The organism is Pseudomonas sp. WJP1 (assembly GCF_028471945.1).
Taxonomy (GTDB): Bacteria; Pseudomonadota; Gammaproteobacteria; order Pseudomonadales; family Pseudomonadaceae; genus Aquipseudomonas.
Genome location: NZ_CP110128.1, coordinates 6,770,637 through 6,792,018, shown reverse-complemented (window position 1 = coordinate 6,792,018; position 21,382 = coordinate 6,770,637). Strand labels below are relative to the sequence as shown.

Genomic DNA, 21,382 nt, shown 5'->3' with positions numbered 1-21,382 from the left:
TGGCGCCTAGCTGCCCATGACCATTCAGAATTCCCCGTACCAAGGCTTCGCCACCCTGCTGACCTCCAGCGGCCATAACGTCTCGCCTGCCGAACTGCACGGCCTGTTGCTCGGCCGCAGCTGCGCCGGCGCCGGTTTCGATGCCGAAGGCTGGCTGATCGACGCCGCCGAACTGCTCGAAAGCGAGCCTCAGGACAACGTCCGCGCGGCCCTGATCGGCCTGCAGGAGATGGTCAAGGGCGAGCTCACCGGCGACGACGTAACCGTCGTGCTGTTGCTGCCGAGCGACGACGCTCCACTGGCCGAACGCGCCGCTGCACTGGGCCAATGGTGCCAGGGCTTCCTCAGTGGTTTTGGCCTGAACTGCCGCGACAGTAGCATGCTGAGCACCGAGGCCACTGAAGTGTTGCAGGATCTTGCAGCCATTTCCCAGGTGCAAGACGCCCTGGAAGAGTCTGAAGACGGTGAAACCGACTATATGGAAGTCATGGAATACCTGCGCGTCGCGCCGCTTCTGCTGTTCTCCGAAACCAAGAAAGACGTAGCGGCTGCCGCCAAGCCGTCGCTGCACTGATCAAAAAGCCAGGGAAAGCCATCTGCCCATGATTCATATCCCTAAGTCGGAATACAGCCGTCGCCGCAAGGCCTTGATGGCGCAGATGGAACCCAACAGCATCGCCATCCTGCCTGCCGCCGCGGTCGCCATCCGCAACCGCGACGTCGAGCACGTCTACCGTCAGGACAGCGACTTCCAGTACCTCAGCGGTTTTCCCGAGCCCCAGGCCGTGTTGGTCCTGATGCCGGGGCGTCTGCACGGTGAATACATCCTGTTCTGCCGTGAACGCAACGCCGAGCGCGAGTTGTGGGACGGCCTGCGCGCCGGGCAAGAGGGCGCGATTCGCGACTTCGGTGCCGACGACGCCTTCCCGATCACCGACATCGACGACATCCTGCCCGGCCTGATCGAAGGCCGTGACCGCGTCTACTCGGCCATGGGCAGTAACCCGGAATTCGACCGGCACCTGATGGAATGGATCAACGTGATCCGCTCCAAGGCCAACCTCGGGGCCCAGCCGCCGAACGAATACGTTGCCCTGGATCACCTGCTGCACGACATGCGCCTGTATAAATCGGCGGCAGAAGTGAAGGTGATGCGCGAAGCCGCACGGATTTCCGCCCAGGCCCATGTGCGTGCGATGCAGGCCAGCCGCGTCGGGTTGCATGAGTTCAGCCTGGAAGCCGAGCTCGATTACGAGTTTCGCAAGGGCGGGGCGAAGATGCCGGCCTACGGCTCGATCGTCGCGGCGGGGCGCAACAGCTGCATCCTGCATTACCAGCAGAATGACGCGCTGCTCAAGGACGGTGACCTGGTGCTGATCGACGCCGGTTGCGAGATCGACTGCTACGCCAGCGACATCACGCGCACCTGGCCGGTCAACGGCAAATTTTCCGCAGAGCAGAAGGCGATCTACGAATTGGTGCTGGCTGCCCAGGAAGCCGCGTTTGCCGAGATTGCCCCGAACAAACACTGGAACCAGGCCCACGAAGCCACGGTGCGGGTGATTACCTCGGGCCTGGTCGAACTGGGACTGTTGCAGGGCGACGTCGACGAACTGATCGCCAGCGAAGCCTACAAGGCGTTCTACATGCACCGCGCCGGTCATTGGCTGGGCATGGATGTGCATGACGTCGGCGAGTACAAGGTCGGCGGCGAATGGCGCGTGCTGGAGGTGGGCATGGCGCTGACCGTGGAGCCGGGGATCTACATTTCCCCGGACAACCAGAGCGTGGCGAAGAAATGGCGCGGCATTGGCGTGCGCATCGAGGACGATGTGGTGGTCACCAAGAGCGGCTGTGAAATCCTGACCAAAGGCGTACCGAAAACCGTCGCCGAAATCGAGGCCCTGATGGCGCAAGCACGGACACAAGCGGCATGAATCGAGTCAATCTGGCGATTATCGGTGGCGGCCTGGTCGGCGCCAGCCTGGCGTTGGCCTTGCAGGCCGGAGCGAAGGCCCTTGGCTGGAAGATCGTACTGATCGAACCGTTTGCCCCCGGTGACACCTGGCAGCCCAGTTACGACGCGCGTTCCACGGCGTTGTCCTTCGGCGCGCGGCAGATTTATCAGCGCTTGGGCGTCTGGCAGGAAATCTCCCGCCGCGCAGAGCCCATCAAGCAGATTCACGTCTCTGACCGTGGGCGTTTTTCCACGGCGCGCCTGTCAGCGATGGAAGAAGGTGTTCCGGCGCTGGGTTATGTGGTGGAAAACGCCTGGCTCGGCCATTGCCTGTGGCAAGGCCTGGACAAGGACGTGATCACCTGGCGTTGCCCGGCGGAAGTCACGCGCATGGAACCGCTCACCGACGGCTACCGCCTGACCCTGAATGACGAAACCACGCTCGATTGCGATCTCGCGGTGCTCGCCGATGGCGGCCGCTCGGGTTTGCGCGAGCAACTGGGCATCGGCATTAAAAAGCGTCCGTACAACCAGAGCGCACTGATCGCCAACATCACCCCGAGCGAAGCCCATGGCGGCATGGCGTTCGAACGCTTCACCGACGATGGCCCGATGGCGTTCCTGCCATTGCCGGACAACCGTTGTGCGCTGGTCTGGACACGTCTGGGCATGGATGCGCAACGACTGGCCGCGCTTGATGATCGCAGTTTCCTCAGCGAACTGCAGGGCGTGTTCGGTTATCGCCTCGGCACCTTGAAGCAAGTCGGTGTGCGGCATTTGTATCCGCTGGCCTTGGTGGAGGCCGAAGAGCAAGTGCGCTCGCACCTGGTGGTTCTCGGCAATGCTGCCCACAGCCTGCACCCGATTGCCGGCCAGGGGTTCAACCTGTCCTTGCGCGATGCCCAGGCGTTGGCCGATGCGCTGCTCGCCAGCGAACACCTGCCGGGGAATTTCGCCACCTTGCAGGATTATCGCGAGCGTCAGCGACTGGACCAGAATCTCACCGTGGGCTTCTCCGACCAGGTCACGCGCCTGTTCGGCAGTACTCAGCCGTTGGTGTCACTGGGGCGCAATCTGGGCCTGCTCGGCCTTGATCTTTTGCCGCCGGCCAAGCGCTGGTTCGCCCGGCAAGCCATGGGCCTGGGTACCCGCCCTGATGTTTAACTGGCTGACACGCAAGTTTGGCAAGGCCCGCTTGATGTGCCGGTTCATGAACCTTTATCCGCCGTACCTTGGCGCCGGGGTTCGGGTACGGCACATCAGCGATGACTTTCGTGACGTCCAGGTGTCCATGGGCTTGAGTTGGTATAACCGCAACTACGTCGGCACGCAGTTCGGCGGCAGCCTGTATTCGATGGTCGACCCGTTCTTCATGCTGATGCTGATGGAAAACCTCGGTCGCGACTACATCGTCTGGGACAAGGCTGCCGACATCGACTTCATCGCACCGGGCAAAGGTCCGGTGTTCGCCCGTTTCAACATCGATGACACCTTGCTCGACGAGATCCGCCGGCAGACGGCGGAGGGCAGGAAGTACCTGCCGCAATTGCAGGTCGATATTCATGACGGCGCCGGCAACCTGGTGGCGCGTGTCGGAAAAACCCTTTACGTGCGGCTCAAGCCGCAAGCGAGACAGGCTTAAAGCATGGAAATGCGCGCAGATCTGCTAATTGTCGGGGCCGGAATGGTCGGCAGCGCCCTGGCGCTGGCGTTGCAGGACAGCGGGCTGGAAGTGCTGCTGCTCGATGGCAGCCCGTTGAGCGTCAAACCCTTTGATCCGCAGGCACCGTTCGAGCCGCGCGTCAGTGCATTGTCGATTGCCAGCCAGCGAATTCTCGAACGCCTGGGTGTCTGGGACGGCATTGCCAGCCGGCGCAGCAGTCCCTACAGCGAGATGCAGGTCTGGGATGGCAGCGGCACCGGGCAAATCCATTTTTCGGCGGCCAGCGTGCATGCCGATACGTTGGGCCATATCGTTGAGAATCGCGTGGTTCAGGACGCCTTGCTCGACCGCTTGCACGACTGCGACCTGGGCATGCTGGCCAACGCACGCCTGGAACAGATGCGCCGCTCCGGCGACGACTGGCTGCTGACCCTGGCCGACGGCCGTACCTTGCGCGCGCCGCTGGTGATCGCGGCGGATGGCGCCAACTCGGCGGTGCGGCGCCTGACCGGTGTCGCCACGCGGGAGTGGGATTACCTGCACCACGCCATCGTCACCAGTGTGCGCAGCGCCAAGCCTCATCAGGCGACCGCCTGGCAGCGGTTTACCGACAATGGCCCGCTGGCGTTCCTGCCGCTTGAGCGCGACGGTCAGCAGGATTGGTGCTCGATCGTCTGGTCGACCACGCCGAGCGAAGCCGCACACTTGATGGCGCTGGACGACGAGGGTTTCTGTCGTGCGCTGGAGCGGGCCTTCGAAGGTCGACTCGGCACGGTGCTGAGTGTCGATCCGCGTCTGTGCGTGCCGCTGCGTCAGCGCCATGCCAAGCGGTACGTGGCAGAGGGCCTGGCCTTGATCGGTGACGCAGCGCACACCATTCACCCGTTGGCCGGGCAGGGTGTGAACCTCGGTTTCCTCGATGCCGCGGTGCTGGCCGAAGTGCTATTGAAAGCGGCAACCCGTGGCGAGCGCCTGGCGGATGTGAAGGTGCTGAGCCGTTACGAACGCCGGCGCATGCCGCATAACCTGGCGCTGATGGCGGCGATGGAAGGTTTCGAGCGGCTGTTCCAGGCTGACCCGTTGCCGGTGCGCCTGTTGCGTAACGCCGGGTTGAATCTGGTCGACCGGATGCCCGAGGCCAAGGCGCTGTTCGTGCGTGAAGCGCTGGGGTTGATTGGGGATTTGCCGGCACTCGCCAAGGCCTGATTTTTTCGCTGTGGCTGCTGGCCTCTTCGCGGGCAAGCCTCGCTCCTACAGATCACCGAGAACCTGTAGGAGCGAGGCTTGCCCGCGAAGGCGTCGGAACATTCACCACCCATCCCTGCTGTGCAACATCTGGTAACTCCTCCGGGAACTGTTCGATTGAGAAGGGAAATGTGAGTCCTTATCATTTGGCCTCACTTTTTCAATCGAGAGACCGCTCCCATGTTGGCACCGAAGCGTCTACTGACCGCACTGGCCCTGACCCTGATCGGCAGCACCGCCGCCCAGGCCGCTGACGAGGTGGTGGTCTACTCCTCGCGCATCGATGAACTGATCAAGCCAGTCTTCGATGCCTACACCGCGAAAACCGGCACCCAGGTGAAGTTCATCACCGACAAGGAAGCGCCGCTGATGCAGCGGATCAAGGCCGAGGGCGAGAACACGCCCGCCGACCTGCTGCTGACCGTCGATGCCGGTAACCTCTGGCAGGCCGAGCAGATGGGCATCCTCCAGCCTTTCACCTCGAAAACCATCGATGCCAACATTCCGCTGCAATACCGTGCGGCCTCCCATGCCTGGACCGGCCTGAGCCTGCGGGCGCGGACCATCGCCTATTCCACCGACCGGGTGAAACCGGGCGAACTGACCACTTACGAAGCACTGGCCGACAAGAACTGGGAAGGCCGCCTGTGCCTGCGCACGGCGAAGAAGGTGTACAACCAGTCCCTGACCGCCACCATGATCGAAGTGCACGGCGCCGAGAAGACCGAGAAGATCCTCAAGGGCTGGGTCAACAACCTGTCCACTGACGTGTTCTCCGACGACGTGGCAGTGCTCGAGGCCATCAATGCCGGCCAGTGCGACGTCGGCATCGTCAACACCTACTACTACGGCCGCCTGCACAAACAGAAGCCGGACCTGCCGGTGAAACTGTTCTGGCCGAACCAGGCGGATCGCGGCGTGCACGTCAACCTGTCGGGCATTGGCCTGATCAAGCACGCGCCGCACCCGGAAGCGGCCAAGGCCCTGGTGGAGTGGATGACTACGCCGGAGGCGCAGAAGATCTTCGCCGACGTGAACCAGGAATTCCCGGCCAACCCGACTGTGCAGCCATCGGCCGAAGTCGCTGCCTGGGGCAAGTTCATTGCCGATACCCTGCCGGTGGAAGTCGCCGGCAAACGCCAGGCGGAAGCGATTCGCATGATGGATCGCGCTGGCTGGAACTGAGTCACCCGATATACTGCGCCCCGCCTGTGCGGGGCGTTTTGTTTTTGCGCAGGCACTTCTGACCTTGTAGGAGCGAGCCTGCTCGCGATGAACTCAAGAACACCGCGGGTAGCCTGACTTCCCGCGTAATCGTTAACGTTCATCGCGAGCAGGCTCGCTCCTACAAAGGTTTGTTATCTCCTCATCTGCTTGAGAGCTATACCTTGGCCCACCCCGCCCAACGCCGCTGGTATCCCCTGGTCTTCGCCATCGCTGCGCTGGTCCTGTTGCCCCTGAGTGTCCTGCTGCTGTCCTGGCAAGCCATCGACCCGCAGATCTGGTCCCACCTCTGGGAGACCCAGATGCCACGCCTGCTGGGCAACACCCTGACCCTGATACTCGGTGTCGGCGTTGGCGTGACGGTCCTGGGGGTTAGCCTGGCCTGGCTCACCAGCCTCTGCGAATTCCCCGGTCGGCGTTGGCTGGACTGGGCACTGATGCTGCCCTTCGCGATTCCGGCCTACGTGCTGGCATTCGTCTTCGTCGGGCTGCTGGATTTTGCAGGCCCCGTGCAAACCCTGCTGCGGGAGTGGTTCGGCAGCGGCTTGCGCTTGCCGCGTGTGCGCTCCACGGGCGGGGTGATCCTGGTATTGGTGCTGGTCTTCTATCCTTACGTTTACCTGCTGGCTCGCACCGCGTTCCTGGCCCAGGGCAAGGGCCTGATGGAAGCGGCGCGGGTGCTCGGTCAATCCCCGTGGCAGGCGTTCTGGCGCGTGGCAATGCCTATGGCACGCCCGGCCATCGGTGCTGGCGTGGCCCTGGCGCTGATGGAAACCCTGGCGGATTTCGGTGCCGTGTCGGTGTTCAACTTCGACACCTTCACCACCGCCATCTACAAGACCTGGTACGGGTTCTTCAGCCTCTCCACCGCCGCGCAACTGGCCAGCCTGTTGCTGCTGGTGGTGATGCTCGTGCTGTACGGCGAGCGTCGGGCTCGCGGCGCCAACCGGGCGAGCAATGAACGGCCACGGGTCAAGGCGTTGTATCACCTTCACGGCCTCAAGGCGCTGCTGGCAACGGGGTGGTGCGCTTTGGTGTTCGCCTGTGCCTTTGTCATTCCAATGCTGCAGCTGGTGGTGTGGTTCTGGCAGCGCGGGCGCCTGGATCTGGACGAGCGTTACACGGGCTTGATCGTCCACACCTTGTACCTGGGAACGATGGCGGCGCTGATCACCGTGAGTGTCGCCCTGGTATTGGCGTTTGCCCGGCGGCTGGCACCGACCCAGGGGATCCGCGCCGGGGTCAGCCTGGCCAATCTTGGCTACGCTTTGCCCGGATCGGTGTTGGCGGTGTCGATCATGCTGGCGTTCAGTTACCTGGATCGCGTGCTGGTAATCCCGCTCTCCGGCTGGCTCGGCGGGGCTGGCAAGCCGTTGTTGCTGGGCAGCCTGTTGGCGTTGCTGCTGGCCTATCTGGTGCGCTTCATCGCCGTGGCTTACGGTCCGCTGGAAAGTAGTCTGGCGCGAATACGGCCATCTTTGCCCGAAGCGGCACGTAGCCTGGGCGTCAGTGGGCCACGACTGTTTTTCAAAGTGTATCTACCGTTGCTGCTCCCCGGTTCGTTGAGCGCGGCCTTGCTGGTGTTCGTCGACGTGCTCAAGGAAATGCCCGCGACCCTTCTGATGCGCCCCTTTGGCTGGGACACGCTGGCGGTGCGGATCTTCGAAATGACCAGCGAAGGCGAGTGGGCGAGGGCATCTTTGCCGGCCTTGACCCTGGTTTTGGTCGGGCTGCTACCGGTCATCGGATTGATACGACGTTCGGCGCATCGAAACAGCTAGGTGCCAGTCCTACACCTTGCGGCTACAATGCGCGGCATTCGGTGCGGTCGGTCTGACAGACAAGGTAGTGAAAACGGCTGGAAGCCTTTTATTTCAGGGCTCCCGCACAAACGATCACTCGTCCGCACCTTCGCCACGCCCGGAAGGAGAAACCCATGGGACAGCGTACGCCTCTGTATGACCTTCATCTTGCCCTCGGCGCGAAGATGGTCGATTTTGGCGGTTGGGATATGCCTCTGCATTATGGATCCCAGGTCGAGGAGCACCATCAGGTGCGTCGCGATTGCGGTGTTTTTGATGTATCCCACATGACCGTGATCGATGTCGACGGCCCCCAGGCCAAGGCATGGCTCCAGCATTTGCTGGCCAACGACGTCGAACGCCTGCACAAACCTGGTACCGCGTTGTACAGCACCATGCTCAATGAGCGCGGCGGTATCGTCGACGACATGATCGTCTATCGCCTCGAAAGCGCTTACCGCCTGGTGGTCAACGCCTCTACCCGCGATCAGGACCTGGCGTGGATGCAGGCGCATCTCGACGGTTTCGACGTGCAGCTCAACGAGCGTTCCGAGCTGGCAATGCTGGCCATCCAGGGCCCCCATGCCCGGCAAAAGATTGCCGAGCTGGTGAGCCAGGCGCGTGGCGCATTGATCCACAAGCTCAAGCCTTTCGAAGCCCGGCCCGACGGTGACTGGTTCATCGCACGCACCGGCTACACCGGTGAAGACGGCCTGGAAATCATTCTGCCGGCCGACCAGGCGCCGGGATTCTTCAACGATCTGGTGGGGGCGGGCATTTCTCCCATTGGCCTGGGCGCGCGTGACACCCTGCGGGTCGAGGCGGGCATGAACCTGTACGGTCAGGACATTCACCAGGGCGTTTCCCCGCTGGCCTCCAATATGGCCTGGAGCATCGCCTGGGAGCCGGCCGCTCGCCAGTTCATCGGTCGCCAGGCGCTGGAAGCCGAGCGCAGCGGCGGCGTACAACACAAACTGGTGGGGCTGGTCCTTGAGGAGCGCGGGGTTTTGCGCGCTCATCAAGTGGTCCGCATCGCCAATGTTGGCGAAGGGGAGATCACCAGTGGTAGTTTCTCTCCTACGCTAAGCAAGTCGATTGCACTGGCGCGCGTGCCGATGGCCACTGCCGACCGCGCAGAAGTGGAAATCCGTGGCAAGTGGTACCCGGTCCGAGTGGTCAAGCCGACCTTCGTTCGCCATGGCAAAACCTTGATCTAACCTTTTCCGGCGGGCGTTGACCGCCGATAATTTTCCTGAGGACACAGAACATGAGCGATATCCCTGCCGACCTGCGTTTTGCCGAGAGTCACGAATGGGCTCGCCTGGAAGCCGATGGCACCGTCACCGTGGGCATCAGCGATCACGCGCAGGAAGCGCTGGGTGATGTGGTGTTCGTTGAGCTGACCGAAGTCGGCAACGTCTTCGCCGCCGGTGATCAGTCCGGTGTGGTGGAGTCGGTTAAAGCGGCCTCCGACATCTATTCCCCGGTAGCCGGTGAAGTGATCGCGGTCAACGAAGCACTGAGCGGTGAGCCTGAGCTGCTCAACTCCGACCCGTACGGCGCGTGGATCTTCAAACTCAAGCCAAGCAACACGGCTGACCTGGACAAGCTGCTCGATGCAGCGGGTTACAAGGCCGCCATCGGCGAATAAGCCTTCAGCGTCACCCCAAAGCCCCGACCTGTCGGGGCTTTTTTGTATCTGGCAGATCCAAGGCTCTCTGGCATCGACTGCTATGCTGGTTTGACCGTGTTGCATCGACGTTGAGCGCCAGTCAAGAGAGAGCCCGTCATGTCCCAGTTGCCGTCCCTGAGCCAGTTACGCGACCCCAATGCCTTTCTTCGCCGCCACCTTGGGCCTGATGGTGCCGAGCAACAGGCGATGCTCGACAGCCTCGGCCTCGGTAGCCGGGTTGAGTTGATCGAGCAGACGGTACCGCCGGGAATCCGCCTGAACCGACCACTCGACCTGCCACCGGCCCTCGACGAAGAAGCCGCACTGGCCAAGCTGCGCGGTTACGCCGAGCAAAACCAGGTCTGGACCAACCTGATCGGCATGGGCTATTACGGCACGCTGACGCCGGCCGTCATACTGCGCAACGTCCTGGAAAATCCCGGTTGGTACACCGCGTACACACCCTATCAACCAGAAATCGCCCAGGGCCGGCTTGAAGCGCTGCTTAATTTCCAACAATTGACCATCGACCTCACGGGCCTTGAACTGGCCAACGCCTCGCTGCTGGATGAAGCCACAGCGGCGGCGGAAGCCATGGCCCTGGCCAAGCGGGTTGCCAAGTCGAAAAGCAACCTGTTCTTTGTCGACGAACACTGCCATCCGCAGACCATTTCCGTGGTGCAAACCCGCGCCGAAGGCTTCGGGTTCGAACTGATCGTCGACGCTGTGGATAACTTGAAACAGCACCAGGTGTTTGGTGCGCTGCTGCAATACCCCGACACCCACGGCGAGATCCGTGACCTGCGCCCGCTGATTGATCATCTGCATGCCCAGCAGGCGCTGGCGTGCGTCGCCACCGATCTGCTGAGCCTGCTGTTGCTCGCCCCGCCGGGGGAGCTGGGCGCCGACGTGGTGTTCGGCTCATCCCAGCGATTCGGCGTGCCCATGGGCTACGGCGGCCCTCACGCGGCGTTTTTCGCCAGCCGTGACGAGTACAAGCGGGCGATTCCCGGCCGCATCATCGGCGTGTCGAAAGACGCCCGCAGCAACGTTGCCCTGCGCATGGCGCTGCAAACCCGCGAGCAGCATATCCGCCGTGAAAAGGCCAACTCGAACATCTGCACCGCGCAAGTGCTGCTGGCTAATATCGCCAGTTTCTATGCGGTTTATCACGGCCCGGAAGGGCTGAAACGGATTGCCCAGCGCGTTCACCGGCTGACCTGCATCCTTGCCGCGGGCCTTGAGCGCAAGGGCATTACCCGTCTCAACCAGCACTTCTTCGACACCCTGACCCTGGAGGTCGGTGGCACCCAGACCGCGATCATCGAAAGCGCCCAGGCTGCGCAGATCAACTTGCGTATTCTGGGGCGTGGGCAATTGGGTCTGAGCCTCGACGAAACCTCGGACGAAACCACAGTAACGAAACTGTTCGACCTGTTCCTGGGGTCTGATCACGGGCTCAACGTCGACGAACTGGACGCTGAAACCCTGGCTGGCGGCATTCCCGACACGCTGGCGCGAACCTCGCCCTATCTGCGCCACCCGGTATTCAACGCCCACCACAGCGAAACCGAGATGCTGCGCTACCTCAAGCAGCTGGAAAACAAGGATCTGGCGCTCAATCAATCGATGATCCCGCTGGGCTCCTGCACCATGAAGCTCAACGCCACCAGCGAGATGATCCCGATTACCTGGCCGCAGTTCGCCAACCTGCATCCGTTTGCGCCCAGGGAGCAGGCCCTCGGTTACACCTTGATGATCGAAGAGCTGGAGCGCTGGCTCTGCGCAATTACCGGTTTCGATGCGATCTGCATGCAGCCCAACTCCGGGGCCCAGGGCGAATACGCCGGGCTGCTGGCGATCCGCAAATACCACGAGAGCCGCCAGCAGGGCGGGCGCGATATCTGCCTGATTCCTTCGTCGGCCCACGGCACCAACCCGGCCTCGGCGCAGATGGCCGGGATGCGCGTGGTGATTGTCGAGTGCGACGAGGCGGGCAACGTCGATCTGGAGGACCTGAAAGACAAGGCCGCCCAGGCCGGGGATAAACTGGCCTGCCTGATGGCGACGTATCCCTCGACCCATGGCGTGTACGAGGAAGGCATCAGCGAAATCTGTGAAGTTGTCCACAGCCATGGCGGCCAGGTGTACATGGACGGCGCCAACCTCAATGCCCAGGTTGGCCTCGCGCGTCCGGCGGACATCGGCGCCGATGTGTCACACATGAACCTGCACAAGACCTTCTGCATTCCCCATGGTGGCGGTGGGCCGGGCATGGGGCCGATTGGCGTGCGCGCCCACCTGGCGCCGTTCGTGGCCAACCATCCGGTCGTGCCTATCGATGGACCACAGCCACAGAATGGCGCGGTCAGCGCGGCGCCTTGGGGCAGTGCAAGCATTCTGCCGATCAGCTGGATGTACATCGCCATGATGGGGCCGCAATTGGCCGACGCCAGTGAAGTGGCGATCCTGGCGGCCAACTACCTGGCGCGGCACCTGTCCGGCGCGTTTCCAGTGCTCTATACCGGCCGCAACGAGCGGGTGGCCCACGAATGCATTCTGGACCTGCGCCCGCTAAAGGCGCTGACCGGCATCAGCGAAGAAGACGTTGCCAAGCGTCTGATGGACTATGGCTTCCATGCACCGACCATGTCGTTCCCGGTGCCAGGGACGTTGATGGTCGAGCCCACCGAAAGTGAATCGAAGGCAGAGCTGGACCGTTTTATCGGCGCGATGCTGAGCATCCGCGCGGAAATTACCGAGGTGCAGAACGGCAACTGGCCGGCCGAGGACAACCCGCTGAAGCGTGCGCCGCATACGCTGGCGGATATCACGGGCGTGTGGGAGCGGCCTTATAGCATCGTGCAAGCGGTCACGCCGGATGCGCATACCAAGGCGCACAAGTACTGGCCGGCGGTGAACCGGGTGGACAATGTCTACGGCGACCGCAATCTGTTTTGTGCGTGCGTGCCGCTGGATGAATACCGCTGAACAACACATGCTCCTACAGGGTTTTGTGTTGGCCATAAAAAATGCCGCTCATGTGAGCGGCATTTTTTGTTCGGCAACCTGGGCTTATTCCGAAGCCACGGCGTTCTTCGCCAGGATCGCATTCGCCAGTTCCATATCCGTGGCCTGCAGCCCCGGGTTGTCGGCGCGGACTTTCTGCATCGCCGCTTCCAGGTACGGGCCGCGGATGCCGCCGTCACTGGCGACGAAGCTGCTGGCATCGTCCTGGGCAGCGATGATCATTTTGTTGTCCTTGAACGTCAGGTAGGTCGAACCGGTGGTTGCACCGGAGGTAAGGACGTTACGCCAAAAGCTATCAGCCATCGCCGAGCCGACAGGCAAGGACAACAAGGCGATGGTAGCGACAGCAACTTTGAAACGCATGATGGGTGACTCCACTGATTAACTGCGATGTTGGATTGTCGGCCCCCCATCGAGTTCCATGACGGCCCACCTACTTCTGCTCGCTCTGCGGTGTTACCCGCAACACCTCCTCAATCGTGGTCAAACCCGCCGCCACTTTCTGTGCACCTGACAGTCGCAGGCTGCGCATGCCTTCCTTGAACGCCTGGCGCCGCACCGCCAGCAAGTCGGTGTCGGGATTGATCAGCGCCTTCAGGCCATCGCTTAATTGCATGATTTCGTACACCCCGGCACGACCGTGATAGCCGGTATCGCGGCATTCCAGGCAACCAATGGCGCGCTGGGCGTTGCCAGGCAACGGTGCTTGCCAGGGCCGGGTCAGGGTTTGCCAGTCTTCCTCGCCCAGGGCTTGCGGGGCCTTGCAGTGTGGGCACAGGGTGCGCACCAGGCGTTGGGCCATCACGCCAAGCACGGTGGCCTTGATCAGGTAATGCGGCACGCCGAGTTCCAGCAGGCGGCTGATGGCGCTGGGCGCATCGTTGGTGTGCAGCGTCGACAACACCAGGTGCCCGGTGAGGGCGGCCTGGATGGCCATCTCGGCGGTTTCCAGGTCGCGGATCTCACCGATCATGATGATGTCCGGGTCTTGCCGCATCAGCGCCCGGACACCGGCGGCGAAGGTCAGGTCGATGTTGTGCTGGACCTGCATCTGGTTGAACGCCGGCTCGACCATTTCTATCGGGTCTTCGATGGTGCAGAGGTTGACCTGCGGCGTCGCCAGTTTTTTCAGCGTGGTGTAGAGCGTGGTGGTCTTGCCCGACCCGGTCGGCCCGGTGACCAGGATGATGCCATTGGGCTGGCGCGTCATGTCCTGCCAGCGCCGCAGGTCATCGGCGGAAAAACCCAACTGATCGAAATCCTTGAGCAGCACCTCCGGGTCAAAGATTCGCATGACCATTTTTTCGCCGAAGGCGGTGGGCAAGGTCGAGAGCCGCAACTCGACTTCACCGCCCTCCGGGGTCTTGGTTTTCACCCGGCCGTCCTGGGGTTTGCGTTTCTCCGCGACGTTCATGCGCCCCAGGCTTTTGAGGCGACTGACGATGGCCATGGTCACCTGTGGCGGAAATTGGTAGACGTTGTGCAGCACGCCGTCGATGCGAAAGCGCACCGTGCCCTGTTCGCGCCGGGGCTCGATGTGGATATCGCTGGCGCGCTGCTGGAAGGCGTACTGGAACAGCCAGTCGACGATATTGACGATGTGCGCGTCGTTGGCGTCGGGCTCCTGATCGCTGGCGCCGAGGTTGAGCAACTGCTCGAAGTTGCCCAGGGTACTGACCTGTTGATCGGCATTGCTCGCGCCACTGACCGATTTGGCCAGGCGGAAGAACTCCACGCTGAAACGCTGGATGTCCACCGGGTTGGCCACCACGCGCTTGATCGGCAGCTTCAGCACGTGGGTCAGGTCGGCTTCCCAGCCAGTGACGTAAGGCTGGGCGCTGGCGATGGTCACTGCGTCGCGATCGACCGACACCGCGAGGATCTTGTGACGCTGGGCAAAGGCGTAGGACATCAGCGGGGTCACGGCCGCGACGTTGATTTTCAGCGGATCGATACGCAGGTAAGGCTGGCCGGCTTGCTGGGACAGCCACAGGGTCAGGCTTTCAAGGTCGAGGTGCTTGCCGGGACGGCTGAGGTCGTCCAGGTGTTGGCTGGCGATGAACTCCAGCGGGTGCATCTGGCCATTGGCGGCGTGACGGCGTCGGGCGTTGAGGGCCTGTTCGGCCGAGTCCTGGCTGACAAAGCCCTGGGCGACCAGTTCACGCAGCACATCATTGAGGTCCAGCCAGCGGTCCTGAAAGGCGATTTGAACGGACATGCGGGCTCCTTTTGAACAACAGTGCGCAAAGGATAGCCGTGACCCCGCAGGCTGTTGGGCCACTACCCGACGAAGCCGTATCGGGGTTTTTCAGCCCGCCGCCAGTGCCGTTTCGGCCCAGGCAGCATCAGCGGTTTGCAGGTCGACCGAGCACACGCTGATCAGGTTTCGAAGTTTTTCCGCAATCACCTGGGCGCGATGCCAGCTCAATCCGTCGATGACGACATCGATGGCCAGCAAGTCGTCCTGGCGTTGCACATTCACCTGTTGCGGAGTCAGGAACTGCAGGGCGAACAGGTTGAGCGCGCGGCACAGCAGGTCCGGTTCGGCTTCGGCGAGCAATTGGTAGTGAACGCGGCAATGGGCGTTACCGGCATGCCAGGCATCGGCGCGGGTGGGCGAGGTATTGACGGCTTCCAGGTAGGGCATGTTCGGTCTCCAGACTGATTGGAGAAATTTTTACATTCGGTGGCGGGTATTTCTTATCTATGATTAGCCGTATTACAGATCTGGCGAATCGTGTTATTCACGGAATTATCATTTTAAGGTTTATTTATGCACAGCGAGCTGGACAGCTACGACCGCAGGATTCTCGCCTTGCTGCAGGAGGATGCTTCGCTCTCCAGCGCGCAGATCGCCGAACAGGTAGGGCTTTCGCAGTCGCCTTGCTGGCGGAGGATTCAGCGGATGAAAGAGGAGGGGATCATTCGCGGCCAGGTCACCTTGCTCGACCGCAAGAAAATCGGCCTGAACACGCAGATTTTTGCCCAGGTAAAACTCAACGCCCATGGCCGTTCGAACTTCACCGAGTTCACCGAGGCCATTCGAGGCTTTCCAGAGGTGCTTGAGTGTTACGTGCTGATGGGGGCGGTGGATTTCCTGCTGCGGATCGTCGCGGCGGACATCGAGGCGTATGAGCGGTTTTTCTTCGAGAAGCTATCGCTGGTGCCGGGGATTCAGGAGGTCAATTCGATTGTGGCGTTGTCGGAGATCAAGTCGACCACCAGTTTGCCTGTCTAGGATTTTGTAGTGCCTGTACCGGCCTCTTCGCGGGCAAGCCTCGCTCCTACAGGAGCAAGGCTTGTCTGCGATGGCGATATTACAGACGCAGCAACATCTTCCAGGCACGATTCTGATAAACCGCGATCGCCTGTTGCTTGCGCGCATCCAGGGTTTCGTCGGTGATCGGTTCGTTGGCCAGTTGCGCCAGCTTGTTCAGCTCGCCGTAGAGGCGATCCATTTCCGGGATCTCCAGCACGTTGCGCGCGTGATGCAGCCAGACCTGGATGCGTTCGATGCGCGGCAGTTGCTCGGCCAGGTCTTCCGGCTGTTGCTGGTAACGCTGCAATTGCAACGAGGTGGCTTCTTCGCCCAGCAGGCGTGGCAGCCAGCTGCCCAATTGCGCGGCGCCTTGGCGATTGCCGCGGGTGTTGCGCTCGGCGGTCCAGGTGCGGGCCAGCAACCAGCGCGAGGTGTTCAGGGAGAACAGGCCCCAGCGCGGGTCTTCGAGTTCTTCGAGGAACTGCTCCGGCGCGGCTTTGCGAACGTCTTCATCGTCCAGGCCGGCCTGGACCAGCGGGCGCCAGTCTTCCAGCAGGGCGTCGAGGGCGACACGCAAATCGTGGGTCGACTGACGCGGTGCGGCTTGGCCAAGGCTGCTGATCAGTGCGCGCATTTCAGCCAGGTTCTCGACCCAGTCCTGCAACAGGCGCCAGTGGCCATTGAAACGATACTGCTCGGCCAGGCGCTGGCTGCTGCCCAGCAAGTGCCAGCTGAGCGCGGCGAATGCGTCGTCGAGTGGCGTTTCGGCGCTGATCTGCGGCGCAGGCAGGCTCAACGAGTAACTGTGGGCGTCGTACAGGCGATAGCCACGTTCGGCCTTGCTGATATCGCATGGCATCAGCGCCAGTTTTTCAGCCAGTTCGGCGGCCAGTTCCAGCAGCGCGGCAGGTTCGCCTTCGCGCAATTCCAGTTCCAGTTCGCAGATTTCTTCTTTCTGCTTGCCGACTACCACGTGGCCCAGGTCCAGTGCCGCTTCGATGACCACTTTGGTCTTGCCACGGCCCCAGGCGATTTCCGCGCGCTCGCGGACGAAATCGGTGGTGAAGATGGCTTTCAGGGTTTTCTTGTCCAGTTCAGCCAGTTCTTCGGGCCAGCATTCGCCGTCCAGTTTTTTCAGGTCGAGCTTGGCTTTGGGCAGGTTCCAGTCGTACTCGTTACGTACGGACAGGCCAGCGACGCTTTGGCCGCGGGTCTTGAGGGTCTGAATCACTTCTTCGCCATCCTTGCGCAGGCGCAGGGCGACTTTGGCCCGGGCCAGGTCACGCTCAGGGGTGTCGAAGTATTGATTCATCAACTCACGGCGTTCCCAGCCACTTTTGTTGCGTTTTTTCAGTAACGGGTGCTCGCGCAGGGCGGCGAGGGTTTCGCGGCTGACGCGGAGCTTGATTTCGGTTTCTTTCTGCATGGCCGGAAAATCCAGGATCGGGAGCGCAGCCGGGGGAATTGGTGGCTGCCAAGGTCGTGCAGTGTACAGGACTCAACCTGCCTTCGCCGTGCGACGGTTTATTCCTGTCACCGGATGGCTCTATGATGGACTTCAATTCGGGAGTTGGAGTCAGCGATGCCTTTGCCGTCCATGAAAGATCAGTTCGCTGCGCTGATCGCTGCGCCGTCCGTCAGTTGCACCCAGCCAAGCCTCGATCAATCCAATCGCCCGGTGATCGACCTGCTGGCCGCCTGGCTCGGCGACCTGGGCTTTGTCTGTGATATCCAGCAGGTCAGCCCCGGCAAATTCAACTTGCTAGCCAGTTTTGGCAGTGGCCCCGGCGGGCTCGTGCTGGCCGGTCACAGTGATACGGTGCCGTTCGATGGCGCGTTGTGGCAGACCGACCCCCTCAAGCTGACTGAGGTCGACGGGCGCTGGGTCGGCCTGGGCAGTTGCGACATGAAGGGCTTTTTCGCCCTGGCCATCGAAGCCGTCAGGCCGCTGCTCGACCAACCGTTCAAGCAGCCGCTGCTGATCCTGGCCACCTGCGATGAAGAAAGCTCGATGTCCGGCGCCCGGGCGCTGGCCCAGGCGGGGCGGCCGCTGGGGCGCGCGGCAGTGATCGGCGAGCCGACCGGGCTCAAGCCGATCCGCATGCACAAAGGCATCATGATGGAGCGCATCGATATCCTCGGGCAGAGCGGCCACTCCTCGGACCCGCGCCTGGGGCACAGCGCGCTCGAAGCCATGCACGACGCCATCGGTGAACTGCGCGGCCTGCGCTTGTTGTGGCAGCGCGAATTCCGTAATCCGCAGTTCAGCGTGCCGATGCCGACCATGAACTTCGGCTGCATCCATGGTGGCGACAATCCCAACCGCATCTGCGGGCAGTGCTCCCTGGAATTCGATCTGCGGCCGTTGCCGGGTATGGACCCCAAGGTCCTGCGCGCCGAGATTTTGCAGAAGCTCAGGCCGATTGCCGAGCGGCATCAGGTCAAGATCGATTACGCGCCCCTGTTCGCCGAAGTGCCGCCTTTCGAGCAGGCTGAGGATGCGGAACTGGTGCGCATTGCCGAAAAGCTCACCGGCCATGCCGCCGAAGCAGTGGCATTCGGCACCGAAGCGCCTTATCTTCAGCAACTTGGCTGCGAAACACTGGTGCTCGGCCCTGGCGATATCGCCTGCGCCCACCAACCGGGGGAATTCCTCGAAATGTCACGTTTGCAGCCTACGGTGCATCTATTACGACAGTTGATTGAACATTACTGCCTGACGCCGGCCCAAACATCGGTACCAGCCGGTTGAACGCCCCGTTTAAATTGCCAATGTCCCAACCCGTATTCATGAGGAGAGCGCGCGTGTCGCCAAGCCTGTTCCGACGATAACCATCAGCCCGCTGTGCGTTTTCTGTTCTGCCCTTTTTTCGGCTGCTATTTATTACAGGCCCAGGTTCATGCCCGAATACGTCAATTGGCTTCGTCACGCTTCGCCCTACATCAACGCCCACCGCGATTGCACCTTTGTCGTCATGCTGCCCGGCGATGGCGTTGAACACCCGAATTTCGGCAACATCGTCCACGACCTGGTGTTGTTGCACAGCCTGGGCGTGCGGTTGGTCCTGGTCCATGGTTCGCGCCCGCAAATTGAAGCGCGCCTCGAAGCTCGCGGCCTGACCCCGCACTACCATCACGGCATGCGCATCACCGATGCCGCGACCTTGGAGTGCGTGATCGACGCGGTTGGCCAGCTGCGCATCGCCATCGAGGCACGGCTGTCCATGGACATGGCGTCGTCGCCGATGCAGGGCTCGCGTCTGCGGGTGGCCAGCGGCAACCTGGTGACCGCGCGGCCGATCGGCGTGCTGGAGGGTGTCGACTATCACCACACCGGTGAAGTGCGTCGAGTGGACCGCAAGGGCATCAATCGCCTGCTGGACGAGCGCTCCATCGTGCTCTTGTCGCCACTGGGCTACTCGCCGACCGGTGAAATTTTCAACCTCGCCTGTGAAGATGTCGCCACGCGTGCGGCCATCGACCTGGGCGCAGACAAACTGTTGCTGTTTGGCGCCGACCTGGGCTTGATCGATGAACACGGGCGGCTGGTACGCGAACTGCGTCCGCAACAGGTGCCGGCACATCTGCAACGTCTGGGCAGCAACTACCAGGCCGAGCTGCTGGATGCCGCCGCTGAAGCCTGCCGTGGCGGCGTGGCCCGCAGCCATATCGTCAGCTACGCCGAAGACGGTGCGCTGCTGACGGAGCTCTTCACCCGTGACGGTGGCGGTACGCTGGTGGCCCAGGAGCAATTCGAGGTGGTGCGCGAAGCGGCTATCGAAGACGTCGGCGGCTTGCTGGACTTGATCAGCCCGCTGGAAGAGCAGGGCATTCTGGTGCGTCGCTCGCGCGAAGTGCTTGAGCGTGAGATCGAGCAGTTCAGCGTGGTCGAACGTGAGGGCATGATCATCGCCTGTGCGGCGCTGTATCAGATCGCCGATTCCGATGCCGGGGAGTTGGCGTGCCTGGCGGTGAATCCGGAGTACCGGCATGGCGGTCGTGGTGATGAGCTGCTCGAGCGCATTGAAACCCGCGCCCGGGCCCAGGGGTTGAAAACCTTGTTCGTCCTCACCACGCGCACGGCTCACTGGTTCCGCGAGCGCGGCTTCGTGCCAAGCAGCGTCGATCGCCTGCCGTCGGCACGGGCGTCGCTGTACAACTATCAGCGTAATTCGAAGATCTTCGAAAAAGCCCTGTAAAGCGAGGGCTCTTGGATCGTTCCCACGCGGAGCGTGGGAACGATCACCATGTTGCGTTATTCCTGCACAAACTTCGCGCTGACATACGGCGAGTAATCCGGCAGCACCGTTTCAACCTTCCCCTGTTCCTTCAAGAACTTCGCCGTCTCGCCAATCGCCTGCGCCGTGCCGCCGGCCAGCAGTGCGCTGGTCTGTTGTGCCTTGGCATCCGGGAACGCGGAACCGGCCAGCAGTTCCGGCACATCGACGGCGTTGGCACCGGTCAGTTTGGCGATTTTTTGCACCGGTACCGAATCCGCAGTCCAGCTGTCCTTATGCGCCGCATAGTCGGCAAATGAGTCGAGAGTCACCTTGGCGAACCGGGCGATGACCTCCGGGTGCTTCTCGGCGTAATCCTTGCGCGCTACCCAGACTTCGAAGGTAGGTGCACCCCATTGGCCGACCTGCGCGGCATCGGTCAAGGTCTTGCCGGTCTTGCGAATTTCTCCCAGGGCCGGCGACCAGACGAACGCGCCGTCGATGTCTCCACGTTTCCAGGCGGCGGCAATTTCCGCCGGTTGCAGGTTCACCACTTTGACTTTCGACGCGTCCAGCCCCCAGTGCTTCAGCGCGCCCAACAGGCTGTAGTGGGAAGTGGAAACGAACGGCGTGGCGATGGTCTTGCCGATCAGATCTTGCGGTTTATCGATGCCACTGCCGTTGCGCACCACCAAGGCTTCGGCGGCATTGATCTGCGCGGAAACGAGGAACGCGACGATCGGCAGATTGCGCGAGGCCGCGGCAGCCAGTGGGCTGGAACCGAGGTTGCCGATCTGCACATCACCGGAGGCAATGGCGGTGACCACTTCCGGACCACTGTTGAAGCGCCGCCAGTCGATTTTCTCGCCAATGGTTTTTTCGTAAAGGCCATCGGCCTGGGGAACTTTGCTCGGGTCGATACCAGTCTGGTAGCCCACCGTGAGGTTCGCCGCATGGGCGGAAAAAGAAACCATTAACGATACACAAACTGTAACAAATGGTCGGGATAGTGCGCGCTTGATCGTCATGGCATCGGCCTCTTCGATAGGTTTTGTGGCGGAATTGCTACTAAACCTAATCGATCTAAAAAACGGCCAATAAATACCATTTAGGAATTAGCTTATGAGTCAGCCGCTCTATCCCGAGGGCGGTGAGACGGTGAGCTAAATTCCTAAAGGGTATGAGGAAAGAATCCGATCATTCTTTTCAGGTTTATGACGAACTCATGACCCTGCAGGGACCAAAAAACCGGGGATTAGACTATGGTCGTAGACACACAAAGTTACGATTGACTTGTGGGTCACGCTCTGGCG

The 21,382-nt window shown here is 61.8% G+C and carries 18 protein-coding genes; 13 read left to right on the top strand and 5 right to left on the bottom strand.

The features are described 5' to 3' along the window. Positions 1–16: 16 nt before the first annotated feature. The 10 genes from OH720_RS30640 to gcvP all read left to right on the top strand — a co-directional run bounded on the left by OH720_RS30640 (position 17) and on the right by gcvP (position 12,554). Entirely contained in the window at positions 17–574 is a 558-nt protein-coding gene (locus OH720_RS30640) for a YecA/YgfB family protein (protein WP_272603969.1), read from the top strand. Positions 575–602: 28 nt separating this feature from the next. Further along, a complete protein-coding gene (pepP, locus tag OH720_RS30635) occupies positions 603–1,937 on the top strand; it encodes a Xaa-Pro aminopeptidase (RefSeq protein ID WP_272603968.1) in 1,335 nt (444 codons plus the stop codon). Next, positions 1,934–3,121, top strand: coding sequence for a 2-octaprenyl-6-methoxyphenyl hydroxylase (gene ubiH / locus OH720_RS30630; protein ID WP_272603967.1), 1,188 nt, complete (start codon positions 1,934–1,936; stop codon positions 3,119–3,121). The genes pepP and ubiH overlap by 4 nt, the downstream gene beginning before the upstream one ends. Then, entirely contained in the window at positions 3,114–3,599 is a 486-nt protein-coding gene (locus OH720_RS30625) for a DUF4442 domain-containing protein (RefSeq protein WP_272603966.1), read from the top strand. The genes ubiH and OH720_RS30625 overlap by 8 nt, the downstream gene beginning before the upstream one ends. Positions 3,600–3,608: 9 nt before the next feature. After that, positions 3,609–4,826, top strand: a complete 1,218-nt coding sequence (locus OH720_RS30620; RefSeq protein ID WP_272606541.1) for a 2-octaprenyl-3-methyl-6-methoxy-1,4-benzoquinol hydroxylase — start codon at positions 3,609–3,611, stop codon at positions 4,824–4,826. 219 nt (positions 4,827–5,045) lie between these two features. Continuing rightward, on the top strand, positions 5,046–6,050 hold the full coding sequence (locus OH720_RS30615) for an extracellular solute-binding protein (protein WP_008064928.1): 1,005 nt from the start codon (positions 5,046–5,048) through the stop codon (positions 6,048–6,050). A 203-nt stretch (positions 6,051–6,253) separates the two neighbouring features. Continuing rightward, on the top strand, positions 6,254–7,870 hold the full coding sequence (locus OH720_RS30610) for an ABC transporter permease (RefSeq protein WP_180202219.1): 1,617 nt from the start codon (positions 6,254–6,256) through the stop codon (positions 7,868–7,870). A gap of 155 nt (positions 7,871–8,025) precedes the next feature. Further along, positions 8,026–9,108: a glycine cleavage system aminomethyltransferase GcvT gene (gene gcvT, locus OH720_RS30605; protein WP_272603965.1), complete on the top strand. Its 1,083-nt coding sequence runs from the start codon at positions 8,026–8,028 to the stop codon at positions 9,106–9,108. Positions 9,109–9,158: 50 nt separating this feature from the next. Continuing rightward, positions 9,159–9,542, top strand: coding sequence for a glycine cleavage system protein GcvH (gcvH, locus tag OH720_RS30600; protein ID WP_180202220.1), 384 nt, complete (start codon positions 9,159–9,161; stop codon positions 9,540–9,542). Positions 9,543–9,680: 138 nt separating this feature from the next. After that, positions 9,681–12,554, top strand: coding sequence for an aminomethyl-transferring glycine dehydrogenase (gene gcvP / locus OH720_RS30595; protein ID WP_272603964.1), 2,874 nt, complete (start codon positions 9,681–9,683; stop codon positions 12,552–12,554). A gap of 84 nt (positions 12,555–12,638) precedes the next feature. Here gcvP and OH720_RS30590 read toward each other — a convergent pair whose 3' ends face one another. From OH720_RS30590 to OH720_RS30580, 3 genes are all read right to left on the bottom strand, one after another. Continuing rightward, a complete protein-coding gene (locus tag OH720_RS30590; protein WP_008064936.1) occupies positions 12,639–12,956 on the bottom strand; it encodes a DUF2388 domain-containing protein in 318 nt (105 codons plus the stop codon). Between the two features lie 70 nt (positions 12,957–13,026). After that, positions 13,027–14,811 carry a GspE/PulE family protein gene (locus tag OH720_RS30585; RefSeq protein ID WP_008064937.1) on the bottom strand — a complete coding sequence of 595 codons (1,785 nt, stop codon included), beginning with the start codon at positions 14,809–14,811 and terminating at the stop codon, positions 13,027–13,029. Positions 14,812–14,901: 90 nt separating this feature from the next. Then, a complete protein-coding gene (locus tag OH720_RS30580) occupies positions 14,902–15,240 on the bottom strand; it encodes a hypothetical protein (protein WP_272603963.1) in 339 nt (112 codons plus the stop codon). 126 nt (positions 15,241–15,366) lie between these two features. Between OH720_RS30580 and OH720_RS30575 the strand changes: the two genes are divergently transcribed. After that, positions 15,367–15,831: an Lrp/AsnC family transcriptional regulator gene (locus tag OH720_RS30575; protein ID WP_272603962.1), complete on the top strand. Its 465-nt coding sequence runs from the start codon at positions 15,367–15,369 to the stop codon at positions 15,829–15,831. A gap of 79 nt (positions 15,832–15,910) precedes the next feature. On the opposite strand, the gene OH720_RS30570 is transcribed toward OH720_RS30575, so the two are convergent. Beyond that, positions 15,911–17,278 (bottom strand): CYTH domain-containing protein, encoded by a 1,368-nt coding sequence (locus tag OH720_RS30570; RefSeq protein ID WP_020797285.1) that lies wholly within the window; start codon positions 17,276–17,278, stop codon positions 15,911–15,913. Positions 17,279–17,434: 156 nt separating this feature from the next. On the opposite strand from OH720_RS30570, the gene argE reads away from it, so the two are divergent. Both argE and argA read left to right on the top strand, forming a co-directional pair. After that, positions 17,435–18,604 carry an acetylornithine deacetylase gene (argE, locus tag OH720_RS30565; RefSeq protein WP_272603961.1) on the top strand — a complete coding sequence of 390 codons (1,170 nt, stop codon included), beginning with the start codon at positions 17,435–17,437 and terminating at the stop codon, positions 18,602–18,604. Between the two features lie 148 nt (positions 18,605–18,752). Beyond that, complete coding sequence (argA, locus tag OH720_RS30560; RefSeq protein WP_008064942.1) at positions 18,753–20,051, top strand: amino-acid N-acetyltransferase; 1,299 nt, start codon at positions 18,753–18,755, stop codon at positions 20,049–20,051. A 56-nt stretch (positions 20,052–20,107) separates the two neighbouring features. Here the strand turns inward: argA and tauA are convergent, their stop codons facing one another. Beyond that, the gene (gene tauA, locus OH720_RS30555; protein ID WP_272603960.1) at positions 20,108–21,097 is read right to left on the bottom strand and encodes a taurine ABC transporter substrate-binding protein; all 990 of its coding nucleotides are present in this window, start codon (positions 21,095–21,097) and stop codon (positions 20,108–20,110) included. Positions 21,098–21,382 lie beyond the last annotated feature (285 nt).

Bases quoted from the DNA above. Each gene is read 5' to 3' on its own strand.
- argE (WP_272603961.1), top strand. From the start codon at position 17,435: ATGCCTTTGCCGTCCATGAAAGATCAGTTCGCTGCGCTGATCGCTGCG.
- gcvH (WP_180202220.1), top strand. From the start codon at position 9,159: ATGAGCGATATCCCTGCCGACCTGCGTTTTGCCGAGAGTCACGAATGG.
- tauA (WP_272603960.1), bottom strand. From the start codon at position 21,097: ATGACGATCAAGCGCGCACTATCCCGACCATTTGTTACAGTTTGTGTA.
- OH720_RS30590 (WP_008064936.1), bottom strand. From the start codon at position 12,956: ATGCGTTTCAAAGTTGCTGTCGCTACCATCGCCTTGTTGTCCTTGCCT.
- argA (WP_008064942.1), top strand. From the start codon at position 18,753: ATGCCCGAATACGTCAATTGGCTTCGTCACGCTTCGCCCTACATCAAC.
- OH720_RS30625 (WP_272603966.1), top strand. From the start codon at position 3,114: ATGTTTAACTGGCTGACACGCAAGTTTGGCAAGGCCCGCTTGATGTGC.
- OH720_RS30580 (WP_272603963.1), bottom strand. From the start codon at position 15,240: ATGCCCTACCTGGAAGCCGTCAATACCTCGCCCACCCGCGCCGATGCC.
- OH720_RS30640 (WP_272603969.1), top strand. From the start codon at position 17: ATGACCATTCAGAATTCCCCGTACCAAGGCTTCGCCACCCTGCTGACC.
- OH720_RS30585 (WP_008064937.1), bottom strand. From the start codon at position 14,811: ATGTCCGTTCAAATCGCCTTTCAGGACCGCTGGCTGGACCTCAATGAT.
- OH720_RS30615 (WP_008064928.1), top strand. From the start codon at position 5,046: ATGTTGGCACCGAAGCGTCTACTGACCGCACTGGCCCTGACCCTGATC.
- OH720_RS30620 (WP_272606541.1), top strand. From the start codon at position 3,609: ATGCGCGCAGATCTGCTAATTGTCGGGGCCGGAATGGTCGGCAGCGCC.
- ubiH (WP_272603967.1), top strand. From the start codon at position 1,934: ATGAATCGAGTCAATCTGGCGATTATCGGTGGCGGCCTGGTCGGCGCC.
- OH720_RS30575 (WP_272603962.1), top strand. From the start codon at position 15,367: ATGCACAGCGAGCTGGACAGCTACGACCGCAGGATTCTCGCCTTGCTG.
- gcvT (WP_272603965.1), top strand. From the start codon at position 8,026: ATGGGACAGCGTACGCCTCTGTATGACCTTCATCTTGCCCTCGGCGCG.
- gcvP (WP_272603964.1), top strand. From the start codon at position 9,681: ATGTCCCAGTTGCCGTCCCTGAGCCAGTTACGCGACCCCAATGCCTTT.
- pepP (WP_272603968.1), top strand. From the start codon at position 603: ATGATTCATATCCCTAAGTCGGAATACAGCCGTCGCCGCAAGGCCTTG.
- OH720_RS30570 (WP_020797285.1), bottom strand. From the start codon at position 17,278: ATGCAGAAAGAAACCGAAATCAAGCTCCGCGTCAGCCGCGAAACCCTC.